The following is a 19,473-nucleotide window of genomic DNA, read 5'->3' as shown; positions in this document are numbered from 1 at the left end:
CGGGCTTAAATATGGTGTGATGACGGCTGTGGAAATTCATACAACGGCAATCCTTTTAAGGCATCGGTCTTAATGTCTTTCTGATTCATATGCTTGTCGTTTTGTCGCCCATTTTTCCAAAATTAAGGATTGACACATTTTTTCCGGACGCTATAATACGCCCCATTCCCCGATAGCTCAGTCGGTAGAGCGACGGACTGTTAATCCGCAGGTCCCTGGTTCGAGCCCAGGTCGGGGAGCCAGAATTTTGAAGCCCGAACTTGAATGTTCGGGCTTTTTCATATTTGCACGTACGGCGTTCGGAATGAGACAAGATAGGTTTTCCAACGGTTTCGCGGTAAAATTCTGCCTGTCTGATTTCGGTTTCTTGTTATGTCCATCAAAATCCTGATTATTTCTCCCAGTTGGATAGGCGACTGCGTGATGACCCAGCCCTTGTTCCGCCGTTTGAAGGAACTTCACCCCGGTTGCACGATTGATGTGTTCGCGCCGAAGTGGTCGATGGCGGTGTTCGAGCGTATGCCGGAAGTGAATGAAATTCTTGAGAATCCGTTCGGACACGGTGCGTTGGAGTTGAAACGCCGCTGGCGGGTCGGCAGGGATTTGGGGCGGCGCGGATACGATCAGGTTATCGTGTTGCCCGGTTCTTTGAAATCGGCAGTCATCGCGCTAGCAACGGGTATTGCCAAAAGGACGGGTTATGTCGGTGAAAGCCGTTATTTTCTGTTGAACGATATACGCAGGCTGGATAAGGAACGTCTGCCTTTGATGGTGGACAGATATACGGCTCTCGCGCATCCGAGTCAGGAAGATTTTGACGGGCATTCGGGATTCCCCGAGTTTTCCATTGATGAACGGCGGCGGGAAATTTCTGTCGAAACTTTCGGTTTGAATCTTGGAAAGCCTGTTTTGGCATTTTGCCCGGGCGCGGAATTCGGGCCGGCAAAGCGTTGGCCGACAAGGCATTTTGCCGAGTTGGGCAAACATTATCTGGCGGCGGGTTGGCAGGTTTGGCTGTTCGGTTCGCAAAAAGATGATGAAATTGCCGAGGAAATCAACTGCCTTTCAGACGGTATGTGTGTCAATTTGTGCGGCAAAACCGATTTGTCGCAGGCAATGGATTTGCTGTCGTTGGCGGACACGGTTGTGTGCAACGACAGCGGGCTGATGCACTTGGCGGCGGCATTGGGCAGGAAGGTGGTGGCGGTTTACGGTTCTTCCAGCCCGACGCATACGCCGCCTTTGAGCGACAGGGCGAAAATCGTCAGCCTGCACTTGGAATGTTCGCCCTGTTTTAAGCGGGAATGTCCGCTGGGGCATACCGACTGCCTCAACAGGCTGTATCCCGAGAAGATTGTGCAGGCGGTTGAAGAGGCGGTATGATGGGTTCTGTTTTCGGGTTTATGCCGTCTGACGGCGGATATTGATAGGATGTTTATGGCTATTGCGAACAATAAAAAAGCATTTCACGATTTTTTCATTGAAGACCGGATTGAAGCCGGTTTGGTCTTGGAAGGCTGGGAAGTCAAAGCAATCCGCGCCGCGCGCGTACAGCTTAAAGAGAGTTATATCTATTGGAAAAAAGACGCGTTTTATCTGGTCGGCTGCCATATTACGGCTTTGCCCACAGCCTCGACACACATTAAACCAGATGCCGTACGTCCGCGCAAGCTCTTGTTGAACCAGTCGGAAATCAACAAATTAATCGGCAAAACCGAACGTGCCGGCTACACCATCGTGCCGCTGGATTTGCATTTTTCGCGCGGAAAAATCAAGATGGAAATCGGTTTGGCAAAAGGTAAGAAACAGCACGACAAACGTCAGAGTATGAAAGAGGCGGATTGGAAACGCGAGAAACAGCGGTTGATTAAGCATACGCGCTGATTGTGGAAACAGTGCTTCAGAGGGTATGGGCAAGGCTGCCGCCTGATGTGTAAACGTTCTACACCTAAACCAGCATCCGCTTTAATCAGCACAGCATGATGCCCCAAACCTTCGTCAAAGGTTTGAGCAATTTGATGATAAATTGGCATTAGCCAAGGGTAAAGTGCGGTCATTTTTCCTGAAATTTTTGTAAATAACGAGGGCAATTATACACATTTTCAAACTGGCTTGACAAAATAGCAAAAAGCAAACGTTTACCTTTAATAAATAAGAAATAAATAGAGAAAAATGTGAGCTAAATGACATTTTTTGTTCAGTTTTATGCTAAAATCCACGCCCCATTTATTTTTACTTGACAAAGGAAAATTTATTATGAAACTCGAAGCAAGCAGAAGTTTAAAAAAATCATTTATTGTAAGTCTATTTTTTCTATTCTTTATACCTCTCCGCTTTTGGCTGTTGATTACGTTTACGACAATTCTAAATTAACAAATGAGCAAATTGATCGCTTAAAAAAACTTAGAGATAAAAGCAGCGAATACTGGAAACAAGAAACTTATCTTCTAAAACCGACGAATGGTAGCTCTCAGAACTCTCTCAAAGTTCCCGCACTATACTCTAAAACACACCAATTCGAAAACATCAACAACTCAAAAAAGATTTCTTTTTATGACAAGGAATACACTGAAGATTACCTTGTTGGCTTCGCCCGAGGTTTCGGGGTTGAAAAAAGAAATGGGGAAGAAGAAAAAACACTCCAGCAATATTTTAAGGACTATGTAAATACTGAGAATTCCAATAATGATAAGTGTAAACAACCATCCTTAGGAAGCTATGCCCAGATGCTCATAAAGAGCGATATTTTCTCCTTAGCTCCACAAATAAAAAATAGCCATATCAACAGCGAAATTTTATCTGTAGGTAATTATATCGAATGGCTTCGCCCAACACTTAATCAGCTTACTAGTTGGCAAGAGCAGCTATATTCTGGTTTAGATCCATTCCACTATATTGATGTTACAGACAACTCACACGTTATCGGACAAACAATTAGTTTGGATGAATTCCGCTTAGAAAATTCTCTCTGGGAACCCCGTTGGGATTCTGATGTTGGGGAATTAAAAACAACGAATGCAGACATCCGTTTTAACACTAAAAGTGAAAGTTTACTCGTAAAAGAAGATTATGCTGGCGGAGCTCGTTTTCGTTTTGCTTACGGTCTAAAAGATAAAGTCCCTGAAACACCAATTTTAACTTTTGAAAAAAATATAACTGGCACATCAGATATTATTTTTGAGGGAAAAGCGTTGGATAATTTAAAACACCTAGACGGGCATCAAATTATCAAAGTAAATGGCACAGCAGATAAACACGCATTCCGTCTTTCTGGCAAACACCAAAAGGGAATTTATACGCTTTCTTTACAACAACGCCCAGAGGGCTTTTTTACCAAAGTGCAAGAACGCGATGATATTGCGATTTATGCACAACAGGCTCAAGCCGCCAATACCTTATTCGCCTTGCGTTTGAACGACAAAAACAGCGATATTTTTGACCGCACTTTACCACGCAAAGGCTTGTGGTTGCGTTTAATTAGTGGTCACTTAAGCCAAGATGTACAAGGTAAAACCGCACCAGTAGAGGGAAATCGAAAAGGTGTGCAACTCGGCGGCGAAGTATTCACATGGCAAAACGAAAGTAATCAACTTTCTATTGGCTTAATGGGCGGACAGGCAGAACAACGCAGTACTTTCCGCAATCCAGATACAGACAATCTTACAACGGGAAATGTGAAAGGCTTTGGTGCAGGCGTTTACGCCACTTGGCATCAGCTTCAGGACAAACAGACAGGTGCGTATGCGGATAGCTGGATGCAATATCAACGCTTCCGCCACCGTATCAACACTGAAGATGCTACAGAACGTTTTACTTCAAAAGGTATTACTGCCTCAATTGAAGCAGGTTACAACGCTTTATTGGCGGAACACGTAACTAAAAAGGGCAACAGCCTTCGTGTTTACCTACAACCACAGGCACAATTGACTTATTTGGGGGTAAACGGAAAATTCAGCGATAGCGAAAATGCCCACGTGAATTTACTTGGCTCCCGCCAATTACAAAGCCGAGTGGGCGTTCAAGCTAAAGCGCAATTTTCACTCTATAAAAATATCGCTATTGAACCTTTCGCCGCTGTGAACGCGCTTTACCACAACAAACCTTTCGGTGTGGAAATGGACGGAGAGCGTCGAGTGATAAACAATAAGACGGCAATTGAGAGCCAATTAGGTGTAGCAGTGAAAATCAAATCTCACTTAACCTTACAAGCCTCATTCAACCGCCAAACAGGCAAACATCATCAGGCTAAACAAGGTGCGTTGAATTTGCAGTGGACGTTTTAAGTTAAGTTGTAACAAAATAAAATCGGCAGGGAAATTCACTGCCGATTTTTTTATTTTAAAAATGCGGTCATTTTTCGTGTCATTTCCACCAATTTTTTACCGCACTCACGAGCTCGCGCTAAACCGACAATCGGATCTATTGTCCCTTTCTTTGTTGTGTATGCAAATCAGAAATGCCGGTTACGGAAGCAGTTTGCCCGGATTCATAATGTTATATGGATCAAGGTGTTGTTTGATGCTTTTCATCAGGGCGATTTCGGCAGGCGTGCGTACTTTGTCCAGCCACTGTTTTTTGATGATACCTATGCCGTGTTCGGCGGCAATCGTGCCGTTGCAGGCAAGAACGTTGCGATAAACTGCGTCGTTGATGTCGTTTTCGTAACGATAGACTTCATTGCTGAGGATTTCGGGCAGGAAAGTATTGTAGTGCAGGCTGCCGTCGCCAAGATGTCCGAAGCAGACGATTTGTATGCCTTTAAAATTCTGTTCCAAATCTTTGGCGCACCGGCGGACAAAGTCGGCAACGCGTCCGATAGGAATGGCAATATCGTGTTTGATGCTGGTGCCCAGTTTGCGTTGCGATGCGGAGATGTTTTCGCGCAATGCCCACATATGGATACGTTCTTGTTCGCTTTGTGTCAATACGCTGTCGGTAAATCCTTTTTTATAAAGAAATTCGACAAGCCGATCATCAAGATTGCTGTCGGGTAATGAGTCGGTCAACTCAAGTAAAATATGCCATTCTGAATGTGTCGGCAGGGGGAATTTGCTGAATTCGGAAGACAACTCGGCGGCAAAACGGCCGATCAGCTCAAAACTGCATAGGCGTTCGGCAAAGTGAGCTTGGGTTTCGGTCAGCAGGCGGACGGCGGATTCGATGTCGGGTATGCCGACCCATGCCGTTGCCTTGTCCGAGGGACGGGCAAAAAGCTTGAGCGTGGCGGCAGTGATGATGCCCAGTGTGCCTTCGCTGCCGATAAACAGATGGCGCAGGTCGTAGCCGGTGGTGTTTTTATGCAGGGGATGGAGATGGGAAACCAGCTCGCCGTTGGGGAGGACGACTTCCAAACCGATAACCAGGTCGCGCATCGTGCCGTAACGCAATACGTTCAAACCTCCGGCATTGCAGGCGATGTTGCCGCCGATTTGACAGGAGCCTTCGCTGGCGAGACTGAGTGGGAACAGCCTGTTTGAGGCTTCGGCTGCCTGTTGGACGGTTTGGAGTACGGAACCTGCTTCGACGGTTATGCAGTTGTCTGACAAATTGATGCTGCGGATGCGGTTGAGTTTGGAAAGGTTCAGCAATACGCCGTTTTCCGATACTGCCGCGCCGCACAAACCGGTATTGCCGCCTTGCGGCGTAACCGGAATACGGTGTTCGTAACAAAAACGCATAATGGTTTGCACGCTTTCAACGCTGCGCGGCTGCAAAATGATGTCTGGTGCAGACGTAAAGCGGTTGCGCTGGTCTTTTAAAAGCGTCGGAGAAAGTTCGGCAATTTCATCTGCCGGCAGGAGTCGGGAAAATTCGGTATGAAGGTCAGGCATGTTTGTCGGAAGGGTAGGGAGAAGATTGAGGAAGGGAATCTGATGCCGTCTGAAAAATCAAAAAAGCAGGATACTGAACGTATCCTGCTTTTTTGCAAGCGGAAAATGCTTATTTTGCAGCTTCGGCAGCAGGAGCTTCAGCGGCAGGTGCTTCGGTAGCGGCAGCTTCAGCGGCAGGTGCTTCGGTAGCGGCAGCTTCAGCAGCGGGAGCTTCGGCGGCAGGTGCTTCAGTAGCGGGAGCTTCGGCGGCAGGTGCTTCAGCAGCGGGAGCTTCAGCGGCTTTTTCACCGCCGCAGGCTGCCAGAACCAAAGACAACAAAGCAGCGGCAAACAGGGATTTTTTCATTTTAGTAACCTTTAGAACCAATTTAAATTATTGAAACAAATAGGTCTTTATCGACCATACTACAAACCGGGTTGGAAATTCATCGCTGAATTTGCGTAATTATGCACTATGGAATAAGGGATTGCAATGTCGTACAGATGGGAAAAAGGTTTGAATGAAAAGTTTTCTGGCGGGCGGATTGATAAATCCTGTAAAACGGTTTTGCTGTTAAAAATTCGATAGGGATAAATATTATAGAGATTAATATAATTTCAGTATCTTGTATGATTTATTAAGGCGGATTGGGAAAGTCGGCAGACAGGTCGGAATGGTTTTAAGAATGTTGTAAAAAAGTTACACCGCAATAAAATAACAAAGATTTACATTGAAATATGTGCTGTACAGTTTATGAATAGGTTAACGGTAATCGGCCGGCGCGGCGGTTGTGTTAGAATGCGCCTGTAATTAATCTGCTGTTCCTGAAAGGACAAATATGGCTATCGTGAAAAATTCCGTGGTTTCGCTGCATTATGAGATGTATGATGCCAACAATCAGCTTTTGGACAAAACCGAAGAACCGATTGCGTATCTGCACGGCGGTTACGACGGCATTTTCCCTTTGGTGGAAGAGGCGTTGCACGGTAAGGATGCCGGCGATACGGTCGATGTGGCGCTGTCGCCCGACGATGCGTTCGGCGAGCAGGATCCGGAGTTGGTTCGTATTGAAGATGTGGGCGTGTTCCCTGTTGAAGTCGAAGTCGGCATGATGTTTGAAGCCGACGATCCTGAAACCGGCGATGTTGTCGTCTATCGTGTAACCGATGTTGCCGACGGCAAGGCGGTGGTGGACGGCAACCATCCTTTGGCAGGCATGAAAATCCGCTTTAAGGCTACGGTTGAAAGCGTGCGCGATGCATCCGATGAGGAAATCGCACACGGTCATGTCCACGGCCCGCACGGTCATCACCACCACTGATTGCCGGCAGCTTGGAGGTATCTGATGCCGTCTGAAAAGGGTTTGTTCCGTTTCAGACGGCATTTTGTTTGATGGATGGAGAAGGTATGTCGGTTGGGCATTATGAGAATTTTCCCGTCGGTTCGCTGATTTTGCCGCGCAGGTTGAGGAAGCCGGTTCACGCGGTGTACGCGTTTGCACGGACGGCGGACGATATGGCGGACGAGGGCAGTATGCCGTCTGAAGCCAGGTTGGCGGGGTTGGAGGGTTTGCAGCGCGAGTTGGACGTGTTGGCATCGGGCGGCCGGTCGGCGCATCCTTTGATTGCACGATTGGATGCCGAGGCGGTTGTGCCGTTCGGTTTGGATTTGCAGCCGTTTTATGATTTGCTTTCGGCGTTTTCGCAGGACGTGGTTAAAACGCGGTACGCGCATTTCGGCGAACTGGCCGATTACTGCCGGCGTTCCGCCAACCCTGTCGGACGCATTATGCTGGCTTTGTACGGGAAAACGGATGCGGTGTGCGTGGCGCAAAGCGACGGCATCTGTACGGCTTTGCAACTGGTGAATTTTTGGCAGGATGTGGCTGTGGATTGGCAAAAGGGCAGGGTTTATATTCCGCAGGACGATTTGTTGAAATTCGGTGTTTCTGAGGAACAGATCGCGGCAGGACGGGCGGATGCGGCGTTTCAGCGGCTGATGGCGTATGAGTGCCGACGCGCATTCCGTATGCTGAAGGCGGGTTCGCCTTTGGCAAGGGAACTGAAGGGGCGTATCGGTTTGGAACTCCGTATGATTGTGTTGGGGGCGCAGTTGATTTTGCAGAAACTGGACGCGTGCCGATACGATGTGTTTGCACAACGCCCCGTTTTGGATAAGAAGGATTGGTTGATTATGCTGAAAAAGGCGTTGTGGAAATGATTGGGGGAAAATGAATGCCGTCTGAAAGGGGTTGTTCCGCTTCAGACGGCATTTTGCAGGCGGTTGGTATGGTCAGGCGATTTCATGCGGGTTCAACCTGGCTTGATTTTCTGCACCCAAGCCGATGAGTTTGCGCAGTCGGGTCATGTAGAAATTGACATCCAAACCGGTGCCGTAGCGTTGCGCCGTCCACAGTGTTTCCGCCAGTGCCTCCATCATTTCGTGTTCGGCTTCCAGCCAGCCGTGTTTGGCGCACAGGGTGTCGTGGATTGCGCGTATGCCGTGCGGCTGGTCTATGCCCGCCTGTTCTTGGACGGACAGATGCAGCGACATATGCAGGAAGGGGTTGCTTTCGCCGTTTTCGGGTAGCCAGTCGGTGTCCAGATGGTCTTCGATGCGTTCGAGATAACGGTGGTATTCGGGATGGGCTTCGATAATGCGGAGGGCTTTCTGTTCCAGTGCGCTCAGTTGCAGCGGATTGAGCCGCTGCTGCCACACGCGGGCGAAAAAGCGGCGGACATCGTGGGTATTGACATCGTACATGGCGGGTTCGATAAGATGTTTATGGAAATAGGTTCGGATAATGGCGGGTTTTACATAAATTAAATCCCACCGTCAACCTTACCATTTATAATGCAGACAAATTATTTGTCTGAAACGGATTCGATTATGAAAAAACTGATTTGCCTGTTCGCCGTATTTTTGATGTTGTGCGGACGAGCTTTCGCGCTGGATGCGAACGATCTGCTGCCGCCGGAAAAGGCATTCGTGCCGGAGCTTGCCGTTGCCGACGACGGTGTGAACGTCCGTTTCAGGATTGCCGACGGATACTATATGTATCAGGCGAAAATCGTCGGCAAGACCGATCCGGCGGATTTGTTGGGACAGCCTTCTTTCAGCAAGGGCGAAGAGAAGGAAGACGAGTTTTTCGGCAGGCAGACGGTTTACCATCACGAAGCGCAGGTTGCCTTTCCTTATGCAAAGGCTGTCGGCGAACCGTATAAATTGGTTTTGACCTATCAGGGCTGTGCCGAAGCCGGCGTGTGCTATCCGCCCGTGGATACCGAGTTTGATATTTCCGGCAACGGCACTTACCATCCGCAAACCGACGAACCGGCATCCGCCAAAGATCGCTTTTTGCAGCCTTCCTCTCAAAACGGCAGCGGGGCGCTGCCGCCCCCGAAGGGGGATGAGGGCGGCGACAGCCGTTTCAAGCTGTCTTGGGATACGCTCAACGCCAATCTTTTGGCGTTTTTTCTCGCCGGTTTGGGTCTGAGTTTTACCGCCTGTATGTATCCCCTGTTGCCGATTGTTTCCAGTATTGTGGTCGGCGACAAAAAGGCGGGCAAGGCGCGGGCGTTTGTGCTGTCCGTCGTTTATGTTCAGGGTTTGGCTCTGACTTATACGCTGGTCGGCATTGTTGCCGGACTGACGGGCGCGCTGCTGACCGTATGGTTGCAGCAGGCTTGGGTCGTGTTGGCGGCATCGGCTTTGATGGTCGTCTTGGCACTGTCTATGTTCGGGCTGTTCAACATCCAGCTTCCCAACGCCGTGCAGTCGTATTTTCAGAATCAAAGCAGCAGGCTTTCAGGCGGTAAAATCGTTTCCGTCTTTATTATGGGCATATTGTCCGCGCTGATTGTCGGGCCGTGCGTCGCCCCGCCGCTGGCATTTGCTTTGGGCTACATCGGTCAGACGGGCGATGCGGTTTTAGGCGGTTTGGCACTTTACACTTTGGCGTTGGGCACCGGCGTTCCGCTGATTGCCATCGGCACGTTCGGCGGGCATATCCTGCCTAAGGCAGGCGATTGGATGAATGCCGTCAAATACGCTTTCGGCTTTATCCTGCTTGCCGTCGCCGTTTACCTCGCCACGCCGCACTTGCCCTATTATCTCGTCGTCGCGCTGTACACGCTGCTGATGCTGGTTCCTGCCTGTATGCTGCTGGTCAACGGACGCAGGCAGAAACGCCGTCCGAAAGCTGTGGCATTCGCATTGGGCGGCATATTGCTGATAGGCGGCGCGTGGTTCGGCTGGCAGGGCGCAAACGGCAAAACGACCGCGCTGCACCATTTCCTGACCCTCAATCCGCCGGCCGAAGCAGGCAAATCTTCGGAACACGGAAAAATGTTTGCCGATACTGCCGCGCTGAAGGCAGCGATGGATACGGCGTTGAAAGAACATCCCGACAAACCCGTCGTTTTGGATTTTTATGCCGACTGGTGCATTTCCTGCAAAGAAATGGCGGCTTACACGCTTAATCAGCCGGAAGTGCATCAGGCAGTCGATATGGAACGCTTTTTCCAAATCGACGTAACCGCCAACACGCCCGAACATCAGGCGTTGTTGAAAGAATACGGTCTGTTCGGGCCGCCGGGCGTGTTTGTCGTCCGCTCCGACGGCAGCCGCAGCGAGCCGCTGCTGGGTTTTGTCAAAGCAGACAAGTTTATCGAGTGGTATGAACAAAACCGCTGATTCCGATGTTTCAAATGCCGTCTGAAGTTCTCAGACGGCATTTTTGTCAGAAAGGAAAACGGCAATATCCGCTATACACACGGAAGCAGTCCAAAGATGTGAAAACCGTGTGTATAAGTTAGTTTGCGTATTGAAATTAAAAGATAAAAATACGATGATTAAAAAATAGGCATAAGAAAAGATAAACACAGCCGGTGTTTGCCGGTGTGTGTATCTTTTGTGGAAAAACATCTTAATGTCATGTATTTTATGGAAAATAATAACATGATTAAAAAATAGTCAATCATTAAGGTTCAGGTAGTCGGCTGCAACCGTCAATGTCTGAAAAGAGGCAGTGCTGTTTAAGCATGGAAAGTCGGATATAGTGGATTAAATTTAAATCAGGACAAGGCGACGAAGCCGCAGACAGTACAAATAGTACGGAACCGATTTACTTGGTGCTTCAGCACCTTAGAGAATCGTTCTCTTTGAGCTAAGGCGAGGCAACGCTGTACTGGTTTTTGTTAATCCACTATAAGGTTCAGGTAAGCGGCTGCAACCGTCAACGTCTGAAAAGAGGCGGTGCTGTTTAAGCATGGAAAGCCGGATAAAAAAACTGCCTCCGTTTTCGGAGGCAGTTCGCGTGGGGATTGAATCTTACAGACCGCTCAAGCGGGCGGTATCGTGTGCAATCATCAATTCCTCGTTGGTCGGAATGACCACGGCAATGGCTTTGCTGCCGGCAGTGGTAATCACGCCGGCGTTGCCAAAGCGTGCCTTCAGGTTGGCTTCTTGGTCGATGTTCAGACCGAGGAAGCCCAAGTAGCCGATCACGCGTTCGCGGATGATGTCGGAGTTTTCGCCGATGCCGCCGGTAAAGACCAGTGCGTCCAAACCGCCTGCGGCAACCGCCATACTGCCGATGTATTTGGCAAGGCGGTAGATAAACATATCCAAGGCCAATTTCGCGCCTTTATGCCCCTTGGCGGCTTCTTCTTCAATGGTGCGGCAGTCGTTGGACAGGCCGGAAATGCCGAGCAGACCGGATTTTTTATTCAGCATTTCAGTGATTTGGGCGATGGTCATATTGGCGTTTTCGGCGAGGAAGCCGAATACGGAAGGATCGATGTCGCCGCTGCGCGTACCCATTACCAGCCCTTCCAGCGGGGTCAGGCCCATACTGGTGTCGCGCGATTCGCCGTTGGCGACGGCGGTGATGGACGCGCCGTTGCCCAAGTGGGCAATGACCATACGCAGGTCTTTTTTGTCTTTGCCGAGGAAGCGCGCGGTTTCGTCGGCGACGAAGCGGTAGCTGGTACCGTGCGCGCCGTAACGGCGCAGGCCGTATTTTTCATACAACTCCTGCGGAACGGCGTATTTGTAGGCGACTTCGGGCATGGTTTGGTGGAAGGAGGTATCGAATACGACGACGTTGGGCAGGCCTTTGAAAATGCTTTGCGCGGCACGCAGGCCCAAGAGGTGGGCGGGGTTGTGCAGGGGGGCGAGCGGGATGCATTTTTCGATGCCGGCAATGACTTCGTCGTCAACGAGGATGGATTCGCTGTACAGTTCGCCGCCGCTGACGACGCGGTGGCCGATGGCGCCGATGCGGCTGTCGAGGCCGTGGGCTTTGAGTTCTTCCATCAGGGCTTCGACCGCGCCGGTGTGGTCGGGATGTGCGGACAGATCGACTTTGTGTTTTTCGCCGTTTACTTTGAATGTGATGTAGGCATCGGGCAGGTTGAGTTTTTCGGCAAGGCAGCTGAGCAGGACTTCGCCGCTGCCGTTATCCAGGACCGCGCCTTTGAGGGACGAGCTGCCGCAGTTCAAAACCAAGATCAATTTTTGGGACATTTTCTTACTCCGGAAAGTTTCAGACGGCATTGGAATCGGACACGGATACTAACCGGATTCGTGCCGAATCCGTTTTGCCTTCCTGGGCGGGAAAGTAGTGGGGCCGTCTGAAAAGGTTGATAAAAGAAGCAGGCTATTCTAGCAAAAAATCTTTGCAATTGCTTGGCTTAATCGGGCGTTTGCGTGAAAATGGCGGAAGTCGGGCATTTTGACGGAAAAAAGGGGGATATGCGGTTTGCCGGTGTTTTCGGCTGGGGGAGGGAGAATTTCTTTGCATTCTTCCCGTCCAAACTGGTACATTCGCCCTGTTTTTAGTTGGTGTCGTCTGAAAAAAGGCGGGTGGGAAATTTATGCATTATTTCAGTATTCATGACCAATGGGGACGGCATATAGGCTTTTTCATCCTGCTTGCCGACGACGAGTCAGAGGCGCGGCCGCAAAGCGGGCGTTTTGCCGTCAAACTTGAAGGCGGAATGGAAAATCATGTCCTGTCGCCGTTCGGTCAGACGGAAATCCCCCAATATTGGCGCGTGGTCAAAGACCGTATCGAGCTGTTTTTTGACGAAGCACCTGTCGGAACTTTGCGTAACGAATATCTGACCGTGTCGGGGCAGACTTTTGTTTTGAACGATTTGACAGGGAATATGTGATGGAAAGCATGTTTATATTGGTGCCCATCAGCATTATTTTGGCGTTTGTCATCGGCTGGTTTTTTTGGTGGTCGGGCAAAAACGGGCAGTTTGACGACTTGGAAGGGCCGGCGCACCGCATCCTGATGGATGATGATTCGACAAGTAAACTGATTGAAAAAGAGAGGGAAAACGATGTACGCTAAAAAAGGCGGTTTGGGACTGGTTAAAAGCCGCCGTTTCGCACCTCTTTTCGCTACGCAGTTTCTCGGCGCGTTCAACGACAATGTGTTCAAAACCGCGCTGTTTGTGATGATTGGGTTTTACGGTTTGGGGCAAAACGGCTTCCTGCCTGCCGGACAGATGTTGAACTTGGGCGCGTTGCTGTTTATTTTGCCGTATTTCCTGTTTTCCTCGCTGTCGGGGCAGTTGGGTAACAAATTCGACAAGGCCGTTTTGGCGCGTTGGGTCAAGGTGCTGGAAATGATCATTATGGCGGTGGCGGCATACGGGTTTTATATCCGGTCTGCCCCGCTGCTTTTGGCGTGTCTGTTTTGCATGGGCGCGCAATCGACGCTGTTCGGGCCGCTGAAATACGCCATCCTGCCCGATTATCTCGACGACAAAGAGTTGATGATGGGCAACAGCCTGATTGAATCGGGTACGTTTGTCGCCATCCTGTTCGGTCAGATTTTGGGAACGGCGGTGGCAGGTGTACCGCCTTATATTGTCGGGATACTGGTTTTGCTGGTCGCCGTCGGAGGCACGGTCGGCAGCCTGTTTATGCCGTCTGTACCCGCCAAGGCTGCCGATACACAAATTGAGTGGAATATTGTCCGTGGCACAAAATCCCTGCTGAGTGAAACGGTGCGGCACAAGCCCGTTTTTACCGCCATTATCGGTATTTCGTGGTTTTGGTTTGTCGGCGCGGTTTATACCACGCAACTGCCGACCTTTACCCAAATCCATCTGGGCGGCAACGACAATGTTTTCAACCTGATGCTTGCCCTGTTTTCCATCGGTATTGCCGCCGGTTCGGTACTGTGTGCCAAGTTCAGCAGGGAACGGCTGATGTTGGCTTGGGTAACGGTTGGTGCGTTGGGTTTGACGGTTTGCGGCCTGGTTTTGGTGTGGCTGACGCACGGACACCGTTTTGAAGGGCTGAACGGCATTTTTTGGTTTTTATCGCAAGGATGGGCATATCCCGTGATGGCGGTGATGACGCTGATCGGCTTTTTCGGCGGATTTTTCTCCGTTCCGCTCTATACTTGGCTGCAAACCGCCAGTAGCGAGACTTTCCGCGCCCGCGCCGTTGCCGCCAACAATATCGTTAACGGTATTTTTATGGTTTCCGCCGCCGTTTTGAGCGCGGTGTTGCTGTTTTTGTTTGACAGCATTTCCTTGTTGTATCTGATTGTCGCTTTGGGCAATATTCCGTTGTCGGTATTTTTGATTAAGCGCGAAAGGCGGTTTTTAGGCGCGGCGGCAATCAGGAAAAAACCTTGAATGCCGTCTGAAAAAATTGTCCCCAAAATACACAATCCGCCTGCCCAATGTTGTGAACACACTGTGAATAAGTGGGTTTGTGCATTGAAATGAAAACAGAAAAATACATTGCTTAAAAAATAAGCAATTTACGAAGATAGAAGAAAGACACCGATATGACGACACGCCAAATCATCCTCGATACCGAAACCACCGGTCTGTATGCCGACGGCGGCGACCGCTTGGTCGAGTTTGCCGGTTTAGAAATGGTCAACCGCCAAATGACCGACAAAAACCTGCACCTCTATGTCCACCCCGAGCGCGATATGCCCGAAGAGGCGGCGAGGGTGCACGGTCTGACGATAGAGGTTTTGGAAGGGAAAAACGCGCCGCCGTTTGCAGAGGTCGGCAGGCAGATTGCCGATTTTCTGCGCGGTGCGGAACTGATTATCCATAATGCCAAATTCGACGTGGGCTTCCTCAATATGGAGTTCCGCCGGATGGGGTTGCCGACCGTTGAGGAACTCGGCTGTACCGTTACCGATACCCTGGCGATGGCGCGCGAAATGTTCCCCGGGCAGAAAGCCAGCCTGGATGCCTTGTGCAACCGTTTTTCCGTCGACCGCAGCAAGCGCGTCCTGCACGGCGCATTGATCGACTGCGAACTTTTGGGCGAAGTCTATCTTGCTATGACGCGGCGGCAGTTCGACCTGATGGGTGCGGCCGCAGAGGAAAAAATGGAAACCAAACCCGTGGTGCATACCGAAACCAAACGCAGCGGCAAACTGAAAGTCATCAGGGCGGACGAAAACGAGTTGGCGGAACACGGGCAATATTTGGACGGCTTGGGCGAAGCCTGTATCTGGCGCAAGGAAGCCGTGCCGTCTGAAAACGGCGGGACGGACGCATGAAGCGCAAAAATATCGCGCTGATTCCCGCCGCCGGCATCGGGGCGCGTTTCGGTGCGGACAAACCCAAGCAATATGTCGAAATCGGAAGCAAAACCGTTTTAGAACATACGCTTGGGATTTTTGAACGGCATGAGGGCGTCGATTTGACCGTCGTTGTCGTCTCGCCCGAAGACACGTTTGCCGATAAGGTTCAGACGGCATTTCCACAGGTTCGGGTGTGGAAAAACGGCGGACAGACCCGCGCCGAAACCGTCCGAAACGGTGTGGCAAAATTGTTGGAAACCGGTTTGGCGGCGGAAACCGACAATATTCTGGTACACGATGCCGCGCGTTGCTGCCTGCCGTCTGAAGCTTTGACGCGGTTGATAGAACAGGCGGGCAACGCTGCCGAAGGTGGGATTTTGGCAATTCCCGTTGCCGATACGCTCAAGCGCGCGGACGGTGGGAACATTAGTGCAACCGTCGAGCGGACGAGCCTTTGGCAGGCACAAACGCCGCAGCTTTTCCGCGCCGGGCTGCTGCACCGCGCATTGGCTGCGGAAAACTTGGACGGCATTACCGATGAAGCGTCCGCCGTCGAAAAATTGGGCATCCACCCTTTGCTGGTGCAGGGCGACGCGCGCAATTTGAAACTGACGCAGCCGCAGGACGCATACATCGTCAGGCTGCTGCTCGATGCCGTCTGAACTTCAATTCAAAACATCAGGAACACAAACGATGACGAACATCCGTATCGGACAGGGCTACGATGTCCACCAACTGACCGAAGGCAGAAAGCTGATACTTGGCGGAGTTGAAATCCCATTTGAAAAAGGGCTGCTCGGACACTCCGATGCCGATGCGCTGCTGCACGCCGTTACCGACGCGCTGCTCGGTGCGGCAGGTTTGGGCGATATCGGCAGCCATTTCCCCGACACCGCCGCAGAGTTCAAAGATGCGGACAGCCGCGTCCTTTTGCGTGCGGCGTATCAAAGCGTTCAGGCGCAGGGTTGGCAGGCGGTCAATGTCGATACGACCGTGATTGCACAGAAACCCAAACTCGCGCCGCATATTCCGCAAATGCGTGCCAACATCGCCGCCGATTTGGGCATAGACATTTCGTGCGTCAACATCAAAGGCAAAACCAACGAAAAACTCGGTTATCTCGGGCGCATGGAAGGCATAGAGGCGCAGGCGGCGGTATTGCTGGTACGGATTTGAACGCGGCGGGCGGGACGTGCAAAAAAATGTTAAGATGGCGGCTGTTTGTTGATACGGTTTCCCAAAGGACAAAAATATGACGACACAAGACGAACTCAAGCGCATCGCCGCCGAAAAAGCAGTCGAATTCGTACCCGAAAACGAATACATCGGCATCGGTACCGGCTCGACCATCAACTTTTTCATCGAAGCCTTGGGTAAGAGCGGCAAAAAAATCAAAGGCGCTGTTTCAACCTCCAAAAAATCCAGCGAACTGCTTGCCCAGTACGACATTCCCGTCGTTTCCCTGAACGAAGTATCGGGTTTGGCGGTCTATATCGACGGTGCGGATGAAGTGAACCACGCCCTGCAAATGATTAAGGGCGGCGGCGGCGCGCACCTCAACGAAAAAATCGTCGCCAGCGCATCAGAAAAATTCATCTGCATTGCGGATGAAAGCAAATATGTTTCACGTTTGGGCAAATTCCCTCTGCCCGTGGAAGTCGTCGAAAGCGCGCGTTCCCTTGTTTCGCGCAAACTGCTCGCTATGGGCGGACAGCCCGAACTGCGTATCGGCTACACCACGTTTTACGGCAACCAAATCGTCGATGTCCACGGCTTGAATATCGATCAGCCGCTGACGATGGAAGACGAAATCAACAAAATCACCGGCGTGCTCGAAAACGGCATATTCGCCCGCGATGCCGCCGATGTGTTGATTTTGGGGACGGAAGAGGGTGCGAAAGTCATCTATCCCTGCCAAGGGTAATCCTGACGTTAAGATGCCGTCTGAAATCCGGTTCAGAGATGTTCAGACGGCATCGGCATTTGAAAAATATGCAGATTAAAAAAATCATGAAATGGCTTCCCGTCGCCTTGTCGCTTTTGGGTGCGTTGGGTTATACGGGGTACGGCAGCGAGGCGGTGCGGACGGCGGTTGCCGTACTCGACGTACTCGGCGCGGCAGGGGACGCGGGTTCCGACGCGCCCGCCCGCCGCCGAGCATCGGCGAAATCCGGCCACCGCTACACAGGCACGGTGTCCAAAGTCTATGACGGCGACACCCTTCACGTTATCGACGGCGACGGCGCGAAACACAAAATCCGGATGGCGTATATCGACGCGCCGGAGATGAAACAGGCTTACGGCACGCGTTCGCGCGACAACCTGCGCGCGGCGGCGGAAGGCAGGAAAGTCAGCGTCCGCGTGTTCGACACCGACCGCTACCAGCGCGAAGTGGCGCAGGTTTCTGTCGGCAAAACCGATTTGAACCTGATGCAGGTGCAGGACGGGGCGGCGTGGCATTATAAAAGTTATGCTAAAGAACAGCAGGATAAGGCGGATTTTGCCGATTATGCCGACGCTCAAATTCAGGCGGAAAGGGAACGCAAAGGATTGTGGAAAGCTAAAAATCCGCAAGCGCCGTGGGCGTACCGCCGGGCAGGCAGGAGCGGCGGGGGCAATAAGGATTGGATGGATGCCGTGGGCGAATGGTTGGGCATTTGGTAAAGACACCGCACGGCTTTGAACGGCAAATGCCGTCTGAAAACCGCGCGCCCTGCATTTTTGCGGAGACGCGCAACCGCCGTCTGCCGCGATAAAAAAGTTCAGGCGGCGGTTTTTACGGTAAAATGGCGGATTATTTTGCAACGGCGGCAGTTCCGCCGGTTTTTGATACGGACGGTATATGGATTTTCGTTTTGACATTATTTACGAATACCGCTGGATGTTCCTTTACGGCGCACTGACGACCTTGGGGCTGACGGTCGTGGCGACGGCGGGCGGTTCGGTATTGGGTCTGTTGTTGGCGTTGGCGCGCCTGATTCACTTGGAAAAAGCCGGTGCGCCGATGCGCGTGCTGGCGTGGGCGTTGCGTAAGGTTTCGCTGCTGTATGTTACGCTGTTCCGGGGTACGCCGCTGTTTGTGCAGATTGTGATTTGGGCGTATGTGTGGTTTCCGTTTTTCGTCCATCCTTCAGACGGCATTTTGGTCAGCGGCGAGGCGGCAATCGCGCTGCGTCGCGGATACGGGCCGCTGATTGCCGGTTCTTTGGCACTGATCGCCAACTCGGGGGCGTATATCTGTGAGATTTTCCGCGCGGGCATCCAGTCTATAGACAAAGGACAGATGGAGGCGGCGCGTTCTTTGGGGCTGACCTATCCGCAGGCGATGCGCTATGTGATTCTGCCGCAGGCATTGCGCCGCATGCTGCCGCCTTTGGCGAGCGAGTTCATCACGCTCTTGAAAGACAGCTCGCTGCTGTCGGTCATTGCTGTGGCGGAGTTGGCGTATGTTCAGAATACGATTACGGGCCGGTATTCGGTTTATGAAGAACCGCTTTACACCGTCGCCCTGATTTATCTGTTGATGACGACTTTCTTAGGCTGGATATTCCTGCGTTTGGAAAAACGTTACAATCCGCAACACCGCTGATTGGAGTCATATCAACAAAAAGCTGCCCGGGTATTCATTTGAGGCAGCTTTTTTGTGGTAAATTTATCGTGGATTAACAAAAACCAGTACGGCGTTGCCTCGCCCTAGCTCGAAGAGAACGATTCTCTAAAGGTGCTAAGCACCAAGTGAATCGGTTCCGTACTATTTGTACTGTCTGCGGCTTCGTCGCCTGTCCTGATTTTTGTTAATCCACTATAAATTCAAAGAGAAAAAGCTATGCCGTCTGAAAGTCTTTCAGACGGCATCTGTCAGCCTCACGCAAGAGGGAATCCCATCTGTTTGGTTTCAATTTTTTGGGTGATGTATGAGCCGTCATTCCCGCGCAGGCGGGAATCCTGTCCGTTCGGTTTCCGTTGTTTTTGAGTTTCGGTTTTCCCGATAAATTTTTGTGGTTTCTGGTTCCGGATTCCCGCTTTCGCGGGACCGACGAATCCATCCATGCGGAAACCTGCACCACGTCATTCCTACGAACCTA

General features: G+C 51.1%; 20 protein-coding genes, 1 tRNA gene and 1 pseudogene. 17 read left to right on the top strand and 5 right to left on the bottom strand.

Translation table 11 applies throughout. The features are described 5' to 3' along the window. The first annotated feature begins 166 nt into the window (after positions 1-166). The 4 genes and pseudogenes from HMPREF2959_RS09695 to HMPREF2959_RS09680 all read left to right on the top strand — a co-directional run. Positions 167-242 (top strand) — tRNA-Asn (locus HMPREF2959_RS09695). A gap of 130 nt (positions 243-372) precedes the next feature. Next, the gene (waaF, locus tag HMPREF2959_RS09690; RefSeq protein ID WP_002229699.1) at positions 373-1,383 is read left to right on the top strand and encodes a lipopolysaccharide heptosyltransferase II; all 1,011 of its coding nucleotides are present in this window, start codon (positions 373-375) and stop codon (positions 1,381-1,383) included. A 54-nt stretch (positions 1,384-1,437) separates the two neighbouring features. Next, entirely contained in the window at positions 1,438-1,884 is a 447-nt protein-coding gene (smpB, locus tag HMPREF2959_RS09685) for an SsrA-binding protein SmpB (protein ID WP_002229688.1), read from the top strand. Between the two features lie 851 nt (positions 1,885-2,735). Next, positions 2,736-4,283, top strand: a pseudogene (locus HMPREF2959_RS09680) (autotransporter outer membrane beta-barrel domain-containing protein); the annotation flags it as partial. A 180-nt stretch (positions 4,284-4,463) separates the two neighbouring features. On the opposite strand, the gene HMPREF2959_RS09675 reads toward HMPREF2959_RS09680, so the two are convergent. Further along, positions 4,464-5,831: an FAD-binding oxidoreductase gene (locus HMPREF2959_RS09675; protein WP_002243291.1), complete on the bottom strand. Its 1,368-nt coding sequence runs from the start codon at positions 5,829-5,831 to the stop codon at positions 4,464-4,466. Between the two features lie 109 nt (positions 5,832-5,940). Beyond that, positions 5,941-6,177 (bottom strand): hypothetical protein, encoded by a 237-nt coding sequence (locus tag HMPREF2959_RS09670; protein ID WP_002246296.1) that lies wholly within the window; start codon positions 6,175-6,177, stop codon positions 5,941-5,943. A gap of 472 nt (positions 6,178-6,649) precedes the next feature. On the opposite strand from HMPREF2959_RS09670, the gene HMPREF2959_RS09660 reads away from it, so the two are divergent. Beyond that, a complete protein-coding gene (locus tag HMPREF2959_RS09660; protein WP_002243293.1) occupies positions 6,650-7,132 on the top strand; it encodes an FKBP-type peptidyl-prolyl cis-trans isomerase in 483 nt (160 codons plus the stop codon). 86 nt (positions 7,133-7,218) lie between these two features. Then, a complete protein-coding gene (hpnC, locus tag HMPREF2959_RS09655; RefSeq protein ID WP_002243294.1) occupies positions 7,219-8,031 on the top strand; it encodes a squalene synthase HpnC in 813 nt (270 codons plus the stop codon). A gap of 72 nt (positions 8,032-8,103) precedes the next feature. Here the strand turns inward: hpnC and HMPREF2959_RS09650 are convergent, their stop codons facing one another. Beyond that, complete coding sequence (locus HMPREF2959_RS09650; RefSeq protein WP_002212873.1) at positions 8,104-8,574, bottom strand: DUF1841 family protein; 471 nt, start codon at positions 8,572-8,574, stop codon at positions 8,104-8,106. Between the two features lie 90 nt (positions 8,575-8,664). Here HMPREF2959_RS09650 and HMPREF2959_RS09645 point away from each other — a divergent pair, with 90 nt between their 5' ends. Continuing rightward, entirely contained in the window at positions 8,665-10,506 is a 1,842-nt protein-coding gene (locus HMPREF2959_RS09645; RefSeq protein WP_002212874.1) for a protein-disulfide reductase DsbD, read from the top strand. A 636-nt stretch (positions 10,507-11,142) separates the two neighbouring features. Here HMPREF2959_RS09645 and HMPREF2959_RS09640 read toward each other — a convergent pair. Beyond that, positions 11,143-12,339, bottom strand: coding sequence for an acetate kinase (locus tag HMPREF2959_RS09640; RefSeq protein ID WP_002243295.1), 1,197 nt, complete (start codon positions 12,337-12,339; stop codon positions 11,143-11,145). A 350-nt stretch (positions 12,340-12,689) separates the two neighbouring features. Here HMPREF2959_RS09640 and HMPREF2959_RS09635 point away from each other — a divergent pair, with 350 nt between their 5' ends. The 10 genes from HMPREF2959_RS09635 (at position 12,690) to HMPREF2959_RS09590 (ending at position 18,977) form a co-directional block, all read left to right on the top strand. Then, a complete protein-coding gene (locus HMPREF2959_RS09635) occupies positions 12,690-12,989 on the top strand; it encodes an HLGFF motif protein (protein WP_002212877.1) in 300 nt (99 codons plus the stop codon). Further along, on the top strand, positions 12,989-13,174 hold the full coding sequence (gene ccoS, locus HMPREF2959_RS09630; RefSeq protein ID WP_002212878.1) for a cbb3-type cytochrome oxidase assembly protein CcoS: 186 nt from the start codon (positions 12,989-12,991) through the stop codon (positions 13,172-13,174). The genes HMPREF2959_RS09635 and ccoS overlap by 1 nt, the downstream gene beginning before the upstream one ends. Next, a complete protein-coding gene (locus HMPREF2959_RS09625) occupies positions 13,164-14,474 on the top strand; it encodes an MFS transporter (protein WP_002216845.1) in 1,311 nt (436 codons plus the stop codon). The genes ccoS and HMPREF2959_RS09625 overlap by 11 nt, the downstream gene beginning before the upstream one ends. 155 nt (positions 14,475-14,629) lie before the next feature. Next, positions 14,630-15,364, top strand: coding sequence for a DNA polymerase III subunit epsilon (gene dnaQ / locus HMPREF2959_RS09620; protein WP_002243296.1), 735 nt, complete (start codon positions 14,630-14,632; stop codon positions 15,362-15,364). Further along, complete coding sequence (gene ispD, locus HMPREF2959_RS09615) at positions 15,361-16,050, top strand: 2-C-methyl-D-erythritol 4-phosphate cytidylyltransferase (RefSeq protein ID WP_002212881.1); 690 nt, start codon at positions 15,361-15,363, stop codon at positions 16,048-16,050. Before dnaQ ends, ispD begins: the two co-directional genes overlap by 4 nt. A 31-nt stretch (positions 16,051-16,081) precedes the next feature. Next, on the top strand, positions 16,082-16,564 hold the full coding sequence (gene ispF, locus HMPREF2959_RS09610; RefSeq protein ID WP_002218386.1) for a 2-C-methyl-D-erythritol 2,4-cyclodiphosphate synthase: 483 nt from the start codon (positions 16,082-16,084) through the stop codon (positions 16,562-16,564). A 76-nt stretch (positions 16,565-16,640) separates the two neighbouring features. Next, on the top strand, positions 16,641-17,312 hold the full coding sequence (rpiA, locus tag HMPREF2959_RS09605; RefSeq protein ID WP_002227164.1) for a ribose-5-phosphate isomerase RpiA: 672 nt from the start codon (positions 16,641-16,643) through the stop codon (positions 17,310-17,312). 68 nt (positions 17,313-17,380) lie between these two features. Next, positions 17,381-18,052, top strand: a complete 672-nt coding sequence (locus HMPREF2959_RS09600) for a thermonuclease family protein (RefSeq protein WP_002212884.1) — start codon at positions 17,381-17,383, stop codon at positions 18,050-18,052. Positions 18,053-18,067: 15 nt separating this feature from the next. Then, a complete protein-coding gene (locus tag HMPREF2959_RS13340; RefSeq protein WP_002212887.1) occupies positions 18,068-18,247 on the top strand; it encodes a hypothetical protein in 180 nt (59 codons plus the stop codon). Then, a complete protein-coding gene (locus HMPREF2959_RS09590) occupies positions 18,231-18,977 on the top strand; it encodes an amino acid ABC transporter permease (RefSeq protein ID WP_002216849.1) in 747 nt (248 codons plus the stop codon). The genes HMPREF2959_RS13340 and HMPREF2959_RS09590 overlap by 17 nt, the downstream gene beginning before the upstream one ends. Positions 18,978-19,252: 275 nt before the next feature. Here the strand turns inward: HMPREF2959_RS09590 and HMPREF2959_RS12660 are convergent, their stop codons facing one another. Continuing rightward, positions 19,253-19,438: a hypothetical protein gene (locus HMPREF2959_RS12660; RefSeq protein ID WP_025461257.1), complete on the bottom strand. Its 186-nt coding sequence runs from the start codon at positions 19,436-19,438 to the stop codon at positions 19,253-19,255. Positions 19,439-19,473 lie beyond the last annotated feature (35 nt).

Source organism: Neisseria sp. HMSC070F02, from assembly GCF_001814225.1.
GTDB lineage: Bacteria > Pseudomonadota > Gammaproteobacteria > Burkholderiales > Neisseriaceae > Neisseria > Neisseria meningitidis.
This window is presented reverse-complemented; position numbering and strand designations above follow the sequence as displayed.